General features: G+C 70.7%; 8 protein-coding genes. 4 read left to right on the plus strand and 4 right to left on the minus strand.

What is annotated here, in order from left to right:
* Positions 1–4 precede the first annotated feature (4 nt).
* The 3 genes from IM725_RS12885 to IM725_RS12895 are packed head-to-tail and all read right to left on the minus strand — an operon-like array spanning position 5 to position 4,238.
* Positions 5–1,744: an IlvD/Edd family dehydratase gene (locus IM725_RS12885; RefSeq protein WP_193781006.1), complete on the minus strand. Its 1,740-nt coding sequence runs from the start codon at positions 1,742–1,744 to the stop codon at positions 5–7.
* A 46-nt stretch (positions 1,745–1,790) separates the two neighbouring features.
* Complete coding sequence (locus tag IM725_RS12890; RefSeq protein WP_193781007.1) at positions 1,791–2,459, minus strand: NAD(P)H-binding protein; 669 nt, start codon at positions 2,457–2,459, stop codon at positions 1,791–1,793.
* A 39-nt stretch (positions 2,460–2,498) separates the two neighbouring features.
* Positions 2,499–4,238 (minus strand): DEAD/DEAH box helicase, encoded by a 1,740-nt coding sequence (locus IM725_RS12895; protein ID WP_193781008.1) that lies wholly within the window; start codon positions 4,236–4,238, stop codon positions 2,499–2,501.
* Between the two features lie 273 nt (positions 4,239–4,511).
* On the opposite strand from IM725_RS12895, the gene IM725_RS12900 reads away from it, so the two are divergent.
* The gene (locus tag IM725_RS12900) at positions 4,512–6,734 is read left to right on the plus strand and encodes a DUF1631 family protein (protein WP_193781009.1); all 2,223 of its coding nucleotides are present in this window, start codon (positions 4,512–4,514) and stop codon (positions 6,732–6,734) included.
* A 19-nt stretch (positions 6,735–6,753) separates the two neighbouring features.
* Here the strand turns inward: IM725_RS12900 and IM725_RS12905 are convergent, their stop codons facing one another.
* A complete protein-coding gene (locus IM725_RS12905) occupies positions 6,754–7,329 on the minus strand; it encodes a type 1 glutamine amidotransferase domain-containing protein (protein WP_193781010.1) in 576 nt (191 codons plus the stop codon).
* Positions 7,330–7,502: 173 nt separating this feature from the next.
* Here IM725_RS12905 and ettA point away from each other — a divergent pair, with 173 nt between their 5' ends.
* The 3 genes from ettA (at position 7,503) to IM725_RS12920 (ending at position 10,793) form a co-directional block, all read left to right on the plus strand.
* A complete protein-coding gene (gene ettA / locus IM725_RS12910; RefSeq protein WP_193781011.1) occupies positions 7,503–9,164 on the plus strand; it encodes an energy-dependent translational throttle protein EttA in 1,662 nt (553 codons plus the stop codon).
* Between the two features lie 118 nt (positions 9,165–9,282).
* Positions 9,283–9,984, plus strand: a complete 702-nt coding sequence (locus IM725_RS12915; protein WP_193781012.1) for an alpha/beta fold hydrolase — start codon at positions 9,283–9,285, stop codon at positions 9,982–9,984.
* Positions 9,981–10,793 carry an alpha/beta fold hydrolase gene (locus IM725_RS12920; protein ID WP_287067213.1) on the plus strand — a complete coding sequence of 271 codons (813 nt, stop codon included), beginning with the start codon at positions 9,981–9,983 and terminating at the stop codon, positions 10,791–10,793. The genes IM725_RS12915 and IM725_RS12920 overlap by 4 nt, the downstream gene beginning before the upstream one ends.
* Positions 10,794–11,027: the final 234 nt, after the last annotated feature.

An 11,027-nucleotide genomic window follows, 5' to 3' on the forward strand; every position in this document is an offset into this window, starting at 1 on the left:
CGCCCTAGTGGTTGTCGCGCGGCACGAAGGCGCCGCGCTTGCCGACCAGGAAGTCCAGGTCCACGCCCTCGTCGGCCTGCAGCACGTGGTCCACGTAGAGCTTCCAGTAGCCGGACTTCAGCGGCGGCTCGGGGGGCGTCCAGGCCTTGAGGCGCTCGGCCAGTTCCGCGTCGCTCACCAGCAGCTGGATGCGGCGCTCGGGCACGTTCAGTTCCACCATGTCGCCGTTGCGCACCACCGCCAGCGGCCCGCCGGCGGCGGCCTCGGGCGCGGTGTGCAGCACCACGGTGCCGTAGGCGGTGCCGCTCATGCGCGCGTCGCTGATGCGGACCATGTCGGTGATGCCCTTGCGCAGCACCTTGGGCGGCAGCGGCATGTTGCCCACCTCGGCCATGCCGGGGTAGCCCTTGGGGCCGCAGTTCTTGAGCACCAGCACGCAGGTCTCGTCCACGTCCAGGTTCTCGTCGTCGATGCGGGCGTGGAAGTCCTCGATGTCCTCGAACACCACGGCGCGGCCGGTGTGCACCATGAGCGCGGGCGTCGCGGCGCTGGGCTTGATGACGGCGCCGCGCGGCGCCAGGTTGCCGCGCAGCACGGCGATGCCGGCCTTTTCCTTGAAGGGCTGGGCCAGCGGCTGGATGACCTCGGTGTTCCAGTTCTGCGCGTCGGCGATGTTCTCGCCCACGGTGCGGCCGTTGGCCGTCACCGCGTCCAGGTGCAGGTACTGCGAGATCTCCTTCATCAGCGCGGGCAGGCCGCCGGCGTAGCAGAAGTCCTCCATCAGGTGCTTGCCCGAGGGCTGCAGGTTCAGCAGGCAGGGCATCTCGCTGCCCAGGCGGTCGAAGTCTTCGATGCTGAGCTCGACGCCGATGCGCCGCGCCATCGCCACCAGGTGGATCACGGCGTTGGTCGAGCCGCCAATGGCCGCCAGGGTGCGGATCGCGTTCTCGAAGGCTTCACGGGTGAGGATGGAGGAGAGCTTCTGGTCCTGGTGGACCATCTCGACGATACGCCGGCCGGCGTTGCGCGCGATCACGTTGCGGCGGCCGTCCACCGCCGGGTAGGCGGCGTTGCCGGGCAGGCCCAGGCCCAGGGCCTCGACCATGCTGGCCATGGTGGACGCGGTGCCCATGGTCATGCAGTGGCCGTGGCTGCGGTGCATGCAGCTCTCGGCCTCGAAGAAGTCCTGCAGCTTGAGGGTGCCAGCGCGCACCTGCTCGCTCATGCTCCACACGCCGGTGCCCGAGCCCAGCTCCTGGCCGCGCCACTTGCCGTTGAGCATGGGTCCGCCGGAGACGCCGATGGTGGGCAGGTCCACGCTGGCCGCGCCCATCACCAGCGAGGGCGTGGTCTTGTCGCAGCCCATGAGCAGCACCACGCCATCGACCGGGTTGCCGCGGATCGATTCCTCCACGTCCATGGACGCGAGGTTGCGGTAGAGCATGGCGGTGGGACGCAGCAGCGTCTCGCCCAGCGACATCACCGGGAACTCCAGCGGGAAGCCGCCGGCCTCGTACACGCCGATCTTGACCTGCTCGGCCAGGGTGCGGAAGTGCGAGTTGCAGGGGGTGAGTTCGCTGAAGGTGTTGCAGATGCCGATGACCGGACGGCCGTCGAACTGGTCGTGCGGGACGCCCTTGCCCTTGACCCAGCTGCGGTAGGCGAAGCCGTCTCGGTCCTGCCGGCCGAACCATTGCTGGCTGCGAAGTTCTTCCGGTTTCTTCTTCCGGGGTGTGTCGCTCATGCGCTTTGTCTCCTTGGCGGCCATGTTACCCGCCCGGGCACGCGCACTAGCCCTGCATTTCCCCCGAGAGGAGGATGCGCAGGCCCTGCGAGCCGGGCACGGCGGCGAGCAGCGCGGCCGCCACCAGCCGGGCCGGGATGGCCCGGTAGTTGGCGGGGATGAGCGGGCGCAGCCAGCGCGTGACGCGCGCGGCGAGCTGCTCGCCGCCGCGCACCGGCTGGCCCAGGGCCTCGCGGTCGCCGGCCAGCATGGAGGGGCGCGCAATGACGAGACGGTGCCAGCCCATGGCCTGCAGGGCCTGCTCCAGTTCACCCTTGGTGCGGCTGTAGAAGATCGAGGCGCGGGGGTCGGCCCCCATGGCGCTCACCAGGCCCAGGCGTGTGGCGCCCGCCGCCTGCGCGGCCTGGGCCACGGCCAGGTTGGCATCGCGGTCCAACGCGCGGAAAGCGGCCTGGCTGCCGGCCGCCTTGATAGTGGTGCCCAGGGCCAGGTAGGCCTCGTCCACCGGCGGCAGGGGCGGCAGGCGGGCGAAATCCACCGGGATGAACTCGAGCTTGGGGTGGCTCAGGGCCGGCGGCCTGCGGCCGATCGCGACCACGCGGGCGACCGAGGGATCGGCGACCAGGCCCTGCAGCAGGCACTGGCCGACCAGCCCGGTCGCGCCGGCGATCAGGGCGCGGCGCCCGGGCTGCGGGGTCGAGGAAGGAGCGCTCATGTGCGGCGAGTATGGCACCCGCCGCGCTGGCGCGTGGACTCAGCGTCCGCCGAAGCGGGCGCCCTGGCCGGAGCGGCGGCCACCGCCACCGCCACCGCCACCACCGCCGCCCTGGCGGCGCTGGCCGCCGCCCATGGAGTCCACGCTGGTGCGCGTGGGGTCGGGCTGGCCACCGGTGCTGACGCGCTTGACGCCCGTCATGTCGCGGCGGCTGGGCAGGTTGGTGCGCAGCGGATCCAGGTTGCGCGGCATGCGGTCGTCGTCACCGTCCTCGCGCGGGGCGCGCTCCTCACGCTCGCGGCGCTGGCCCTGCACGGGCTGCGGCTGGGCCTGGCGCGGCGCGCCGGGCTGCTGCGGGCGGCGGCCGCCGTTGCCGTTGCCATTGCGCTGGCCACCACCGTTGCCGTTGCCGCTCGCGCTGCGCTGGCCGTTGCCACCGCCGCTGCGGCCGGCGGGCTGGGCCGCGCCGTCCTTGCGGCGCTCGCCCTGGCTGCCCTTGTTGTCGCGGATGCGCTGCATCATCTCCTGGCGCGCGGCCTTGGCCGCGGCGGCCATGACGTCGCGGCTGGGCGGCTTGCCGGCGCCGCCCCACAGGGTCTGGCGGCCCATGGCGATGGGCTCGGCGCGCTCGCCGGGCTCGGGGCCGAAGCCCTCCACCGGCTGCACCGGGATCTGCTGGCGGGTGAAGCGCTCGATCTCCTGCATGAAGCCCTCCTCGTCCAGGCAGACGAAGGAGACGGCAGTGCCGTCGGCGCCGGCCCGGCCGGTGCGGCCGATGCGGTGCACGTAGTCCTCGGGCACGTTGGGGATCTCGAAGTTCACCACGTGCGGCAGGTCGTCGATGTCGATGCCGCGGGCGGCGATGTCGGTGGCCACCAGGGCGCGGATCTCGCCGCTCTTGAAGCCGGCCAGCGCCTGCGTGCGCGCGCCCTGGCTCTTGTTGCCGTGCAGCGCCATGGCCGTGACGCCGTTCTTGTTCAGGAACTCGGCCACGTTGTTGGCGCCGAACTTGGTGCGGGTGAACACCAGCACCTGGCTCCAGTCGTGTTCCTTGATGATGTGGGCGAGCAGCTGCTTCTTCTGCCCGCGGCCCACCGGGTGCACGACCTGGGTGATGCGCTGCACCGTGGTGTTGCGCGGCGTGACCTGGATGTGCATGGGGTCGCGCAGCAGGCCGTTGGCCAGCTCGCGGATCTCGTCGCTGAAGGTGGCCGAGAACAGCAGGCTCTGCTTGTCCTTGGGCATGAGCGCAAGGATCTTCTTCACGTCGTGGATGAAGCCCATGTCCAGCATGCGGTCGGCTTCGTCCAGCACCAGCATCTCCACCGTGGACAGGTCCAGGTGGCCCTGGCCCTGCAGGTCCAGCAGGCGGCCGGGCGTGGCCACCAGGATGTCGACGCCGCGCTTGATGCGGTCGATCTGCGGGTTCATGCCCACGCCGCCGAAGATGACGGTGGAGGTCAGCGGCAGGTACTTGCCGTAGGCACGGATGGATTCCTCCACCTGGGCGGCCAGCTCGCGCGTGGGCGTGAGCACCAGGGCGGCGATGCCGTCCTTGCCGAATTTGTTGACCTTGCTCACGCCGGAGCTGAGCTTGTGCAGCATGGGCAGGGTGAAGGCTGCGGTCTTGCCGGTGCCGGTCTGGGCACCGCCCAGCAGGTCCTTGCCCTCGAGCACGGCGGGGATCGCCTGGGCCTGGATGGGCGTGGGGGTTTCGTAACCCTGCTCGCGCACGGCCTTGAGGATGGCCGGAGCCAGATTCAGTTCGTCAAATGTCATTCGATGAGGCGCCATCCGTGGCGCTGGGGATCGGCCGCAACGGTGCGGGTGCACCGAGCCAGTCAAGGGCAGATTCGGGTTGGAAGAGGCGGACGGATGCGGCAGGATGCCGCCCGGGCCGACCGGCAGGGTGCCGGGACCTGCAGCCAACTGGTTTGCCGCAGGATGGCCGATTGTCGCATGGATCGAACGCAGGGGCCCGCAGGTCAGCCGAAATCGCTGGCGCGGGCGTGGAAGCCACACCCATAATCGAAGAAAACATTCGTGGTACCCATGGCAAAACTGCTGAAGTTACGCATCGGTGTGTCCGACGACCCGAGCGCTGTCCAGCCCACGCTGAACGAGTGCATCGAGGCGATGCTGAAGCAGACCGACCTGCTGTTGTCGGAAGTGCTGTCCGGCCTGGTGCTGGCCGCCGCACCGGGCAGTGCCAAGCGCATCCCCGGCTTCGGCGAGCCCGGTACCCGGCAGGCGATCCAGGCGCTGTCCAGCCAGGCGCCCGCCCTCAAGGACGAATTCCAGCGCGAGCTCTCGCGCCTGGTGTACGAAGGCGGCGGCAAGGAACAGACCCACACCGAGGTTCGCTACGAGGACCTGCGGCTCTTCGAGGACGACCAGCTCGATGAAAGCATCGAGGTCGCGCGCGCGCTGCAGGAGGTGCACATCGCCGTGGACGACGTGCTGCCGCCGCTGGACGCCCTGGTCAGCACCCTGCTGGGGTGGCGCACCATCCAGCCCGGGCTCAACCCGCTGCGCCCCGACGTGTACGTGCGCGCCCTGCAGCACGTGCTGGCCCGGCGTGTGCCCGAGGCCGCCGTGCGCGAGGTGCTGATCGCCCCGGCCGCCGGCCTCATGGGGGTGCAGCTGCGGCGGCTCTACAAGGAACTGGGCGACTGGCTGCGCTCCTGCGGGGTGGAGCCCGCGGTGCCCGTGGGCGGCCGCCTGCGCAAGGGCAGCGGCGCGCAAGGCGTGGCCGTGGTCGATTCCGTGGCGCGCAAGCTGCTGACGCTGGACCGGCTGCGCAAGCTGCTGCACGGCGACTTCGACCCCGCTGCCGCGCGGCCCGACTTCCTGCACACCATGCCGGCCTCGCTCAACCTGCTGGACGAGATGAAGGGTGGCGTCGACCAGTTGCTGCAGAAGCTGGAGAAACGTCGCGTGCCCGTGGCCGACGCGCCCGACGCGCCGCCGCGCGACCTGCTGGCCGAGCGCGACAAGGCCGTGGACGCCGCCCTGCCGCGCCTGGGGGCGCAGCTGGGCGAGGAGGTGGTGCGGCTCATGTTCGAGAACCTGGACCGCGACACCCGCCTGCTGCCCGAGCTCAAGCAGCAGTTGCGCTCGGTCGAGGCCGCGGTGCAGGCGCTCTCGGCCCAGGACTCGCGGTTCTTCTCCGACCGCAGCCATCCGGCGCGGCAGTTCCTGGACCGCATCACCCAGCGCAGCCTGGGCTTCGCCGACGCCTCGGACCCGGGCTGGCCGCGCTTCCTGGCCACGGTCACCCAGGCGGTGCAGGCGCTGGGCGGCCAGCCGGTCGAGGCCTACAGCTTCGAGCTGCTGCTCGAAGGCCTGCAGGCGCAGTGGACCGAGCACGACCAGGTGCTGCTCAACCGCCGCGAGGAGGCCGCCCGTGCCCTGCTGCACGCGGAGCAGCGCAACCTGCTGGCCCAGAAGCTGGCCGCCGATTTCGCGGCCCGGGTGCAGGGCCTGGAGGTGCCGGAGTTCGTGGGCGACTTCCTGCGCACCTCGTGGGCGCAGGTGGTGGCGCAGTCGCAGCTCAGTTGCGCCGACGGCTCGGACGACCCCTTCGGCTACCGCGCCCTGGTCGACGACCTGGTCTGGAGCGTGCAGCGCAGCACCGCCACGCGCGGCCGCGCGCGCCGCTTGGTGCAGATGATCCCCGGCCTGCTGGCCAAGCTGCGCGAGGGCCTGGACCACATCGGCTACCCGCCCGAGCTGACCGCGCGCTTCTTCAACAACCTGATCGTGATCCACCGCGCGGCGGTGCACGAGGGCCGCGACGCCGTCAGCCAGGCCGAGGCCGACGTGGTCGAGGCCGAGAGCTCGGTCTTCACCGACAGCATGATGGACGCGGCGGACGCGCTCTGGCTGGACCGCCGCGAGGCCGAGGACTCGGGCTTCATCGACGAGAGCGTGCTCGAACCCAGCCACGTCGCCAGCCCCGAGGCGACGCTGCGCGAGGACGAGGCTCAGGCGCCCGTGCGTTCGGGCGAGATGCGCACCGGCACCTGGGTCGAGCTCAAGGTCAAGGACCAGTGGCTGCGCGCGCAGCTCACCTGGGCCAGCCCGCACGGCACCCTGTTCATGTTCACCTCGCAGGCCGGCACCGCGCACAGCATGTCCAAGCGCACCATGGAGCGCCTGCTGGCCGAGGGCCACATCAAGGTGGTGGCCGAGCGCAACGTGGTGGACGAGGCGCTGGACCAGGTGGCGCAGGCCGCCCTGAAGAACAGCCTGGGCGGCGCGCCCGCGGCCTGAGGCGGGGCGGGCGGCCCGTTCAGCCCGCTTGGCCGGCCGGCACGCGCTGCGCGAAGAGCTCGCACATCGCCGCGTTGAAGGCCGGGATGTCGGCCGGCTTGCGGCTGGAGACCCAGTTGCCGTCGCGCACCACGGGCTCGTCCACCCACTCGCCGCCGGCGTTGCGGATGTCGTCCTGCAGCGAGGGCCAACTCGTCATGCGGCGGCCGCGCACCAGCCCGGCCGACACCAGCAGCCAGCCGCCGTGGCAGATCACCGCGATCGGCTTGCCTTCGGCCTGCAGCGACCGCACGAACTCGCGGGCGGGCAGGATGGTGCGCATCCGGTCGCCGTTCTGTACGCCGCCGGGCAGCAGCACGGCATCGAAATCCTGCGGCCGGGCCCGGTCCAGGGTGAGGTCGACCTTGAAGCGGTCGGCGGGCTTGTCGTGGTTGAAGCCCTGCACCTCGCCCGGGTTCACCGAGACGAGGCAGGTCCGCGCGCCTGCGGCGTCCAGCGCCTGGCGCGGCCCGGTCATTTCCACCTGTTCGAAACCGTCGAGCGCGAGGATCGCGACGCTGAGCCCCTGGAGGCTGGCTGGCTTGTCTGCATTCATGCTGTGTGCTCCTTGCTTTGGCCGGGCACCTTAGGCCGGCCGCCGGCCCCGGGCTGTCGGCCGGCATGGCCCTGGCGCGTAGGAGATGGCTTCGCCAGGGCCTGGCACGGCGGGGCCGCCAGCAGGGATAATCGGGGGTTTCCCCGAACAGAACTCATCAGGACTTCCAGCCCATGGCCCAGTACGTCTTCACCATGAACCGCGTCGGCAAGATCGTGCCGCCGAAGCGGCAGATCCTGAAGGACATCTCGCTGTCGTTCTTCCCGGGCGCCAAGATCGGCGTGCTGGGCCTGAACGGCTCGGGCAAGTCCACGCTGCTCAAGATCATGGCCGGCATCGACAAGGAGATCGAGGGCGAGGCCATGCCCATGCCGGGCCTGCGCATCGGCTACCTGCCGCAGGAGCCGCAGCTGGACCCGGAAGAGACCGTGCGCCAGGCCGTCGAGGGCGGCATGGGCGAGGTCACCGAGGCCAAGAAGCGGCTGGAGGAGGTGTATGCGGCCTACGCCGAGCCGGACGCCGACTTCGACGCACTGGCGGCCGAGCAGGCCAAGCTGGAAGCCATCATCTCCACCTCGGGCGGTGGTGACGAGCACCAGATCGACATCGCGGCCGATGCGCTGCGCCTGCCCGAGTGGGATGCGGTGATCAAGAACCTCTCCGGTGGCGAGAAGCGCCGCGTGGCGCTGTGCCGGCTGCTGCTGTCCAAGCCCGAGATGCTGCTGCTGGACGAGCCCACCAACCACCTGGACGCCGAATCGGTCGAGTGGCTGGAGCAGTTCCTGGCCCGCTTCGGCGGCACCGTGGTGGCCATCACCCACGACCGCTACTTCCTGGACAACGCCGCCGAGTGGATCCTGGAGCTGGACCGCGGCCACGGCATCCCCTGGAAGGGCAACTACAGCACCTGGCTGGAAGGCAAGGAAGCGCGCCTGGAGCAGGAACAGAAGACCGAAGACGCGCGCATGAAGGCCATGAAGAAGGAGCTGGAGTGGGCGCGCCAGAACCCCAAGGGCCGGCAGGCCAAGAGCAAGGCCCGCCTGGCGCGCTTCGAGGAGCTGTCCGACTACGAATACCAGAAGCGCAACGAGACGCAGGAGATCTTCATCCCCGTGGCCGAGCGCCTGGGCACCGAGGTGATCGAGTTCGAGGGCGTCACCAAGTCCTTCGGCGACCGCGTGCTGATCGACAACCTGAGCTTCAAGGTGCCCGCGGGCGCCATCGTCGGCATCATCGGCCCGAACGGCGCCGGCAAGTCCACGCTGTTCAAGATGATCGCCGGCAAGGAGAAGCCGGACGCCGGCACGGTGAAGATCGGCAAGACCGTGAAGATGGCCTTCGTGGACCAGACGCGCGACGACCTGGACAACGAGAAGACCGTGTGGGAGGACATCTCCGGCGGGCTGGACCTGATCACCGTGGGCAAGTTCCAGATGGCCAGCCGCGCCTACTGCGGGCGCTTCAACTTCAACGGCGGCGACCAGCAGAAGAAGGTCGGCACCCTGTCGGGCGGTGAGCGCGGCCGCCTGCACCTGGCCAAGACCCTGATGCAGGGCGCCAACGTGCTGCTGCTGGACGAGCCCTCCAACGACCTGGACGTGGAAACCCTGCGCGCCCTGGAAGACGCGCTGCTGGAATTCGCCGGCAGCGTGATGGTCATCAGCCACGACCGCTGGTTCCTGGACCGCATCGCCACCCACATCCTGGCTGCCGAGGGCGACTCGCAGTGGACCTTCTTCGACGGCAACTACCAGGAGTACGAGGCCGACAAGAAGAAGCGCCTGGGCGAGGAGGGCGCCAAGCCGCACCGCGTGCGCTTCAAGGCGCTGAAGTAAGGCCGGGCCGCGCCGGCCCGCCGTTCGTACGGTTGGCGGCCGGCTGCGACTGGGCTACAAAGGGAGGCTTTCGCCTCCCTTTTGTTTTTTGCGGCTCACTTCCTGACCTGGAGACACCGTGGCTGATTACGTCCTTGTCCATGGCGCCTGGCATGGCGCCTGGTGCTGGAACCGCGTGCTGCCCGCGCTCTGGCGCGCCGGCCACCGGGCCTTCGCCGTCTCGCTCACCGGCACCGGCGAGAAGGCGCACCTGCTCTCGCCCGCGATCCGCCTGCACACCCACGTGCAGGACGTGGTGGCGGCGATCGAGGCCGAGGAGCTGGCGGACTGCATCCTCGTGGGCCACAGCTATGGCGGCATGGCGATCACGGGCGCCGCCGAGCTGTGCGGCGAGCGCATCGGCCAGCTGGTGTACCTGGACGCGATGGTGCCGCTGGACGGCGAGTGCTGGTCCTCCAGCCACGACGAGGCCACGCGTGCCAGCCGCCGGGCGGCCATCGCCCAGCAGGGCGCGCTGCCGCCGCCCGACCCGGCCGTCTTCGGCCTCGCGGGCGAGGACGCGGCCTGGGTGCAGCGGCGCCAGCGCCCGCACCCCGGTGGCGTCTACGACGACCCGCTTCAGTTCGACGCCGCGCGCTGGGCGAGCTTTCCCCGCACCTTCATCGACTGCGTGAAGCCGCCGCTGGCGACGATCGCCGAATCGCGGCGCCGGGTGCGCACGCAGCCCGGCTGGACCCTGCACACGCTGCAGACCGGGCACGACCCCATGGTCAGTGCGCCCGGCGAACTCACGGCCCTGCTGCTCGGGCTGGCCGCGTGAGCGCCGCCACGACGCTGTCGGTCGCCGGCGTGCAGGTGCACCTGGAGGGGGAGGGCGGGGACGTGGTGCTCATGCTGCACGGCTGGCCCGACACCTGGCGCCTGTGGGACGGGCAGGTGGCCGCGTTGCAGGGCCGCTTTCGCTGCGCCCGCTTCTCGCTGCCCGGCTTCGAGCCCGGCACGCCGCGTGCGGCCCGGACCCTGGACGAACTCGTGGACACCATCGCGCAGGTGGCGGATGCGGTGAGCCCGGGGCGGCCGCTCACCCTGCTGCTGCACGACTGGGGCTGCGTGTTCGGCTACCAGTACGCGATGCGCCATCCGCAGCGGGTGGCGCGCATCGTGGGCGTGGACATCGGCGACCCGGCCTCGCTGCAGAAGTCGCTCACGGCGGGTGACAAGCTCAAGGTCATGGCCTACCAGGTCTGGCTGGCCGCGGCCTGGGCGATCGGCGGGCGCGTGGGCGACGGCATGACCCGCTGGATGGCGCGCGCGCTGCGCTGCCCCTCCGACCCGGCGCCCATGGGCGCGCAGATGAACTACCCGTACTTCATGCTCTGGTTCGGCGGCCGCCGGTCCTACGCCCGGCATTCGCAGGCCTTCCGGCCGGCCTGCCCGCTGCTGTTCATCTACGGCAAGCGCAAGCCCTTCATGTTCCACTCGCCGGCCTGGGCGGAGCGGGTGGCGGCTCAACCCGGGTGCGCGGTGCAGGGGCTGGACACCGGTCACTGGGTGATGTTGAACCAGCCTGCGCGGTTCAACCAGGTGCTTGGGGATTGGTTGTCTTTGCAGACTGCCGTTTCAAGTTGACATTGGGTTTGGCCCCTCCGGGGCGGGTCCCCGTCTCGTGCGCGGCCGTGCAGCGGCCGCCGGCTCGGCGGGGCCATCCAGGCGGGTGCCCCAACCGCAGGCATGCGCCGTGGCGGACCCGGGCAGTGGCGACGGCACCCTGTTTCCCCGTTGCCGGAGGCAGGCAACAACATGGGTGTTCAGGCTCCCTCTCGCCCGGCGGGGCGAGAGGGAGCCTGAACACCCATGTTGTTG

Source organism: Ramlibacter aquaticus (assembly GCF_015159745.1).
GTDB lineage: Bacteria > Pseudomonadota > Gammaproteobacteria > Burkholderiales > Burkholderiaceae_C > Ramlibacter > Ramlibacter aquaticus.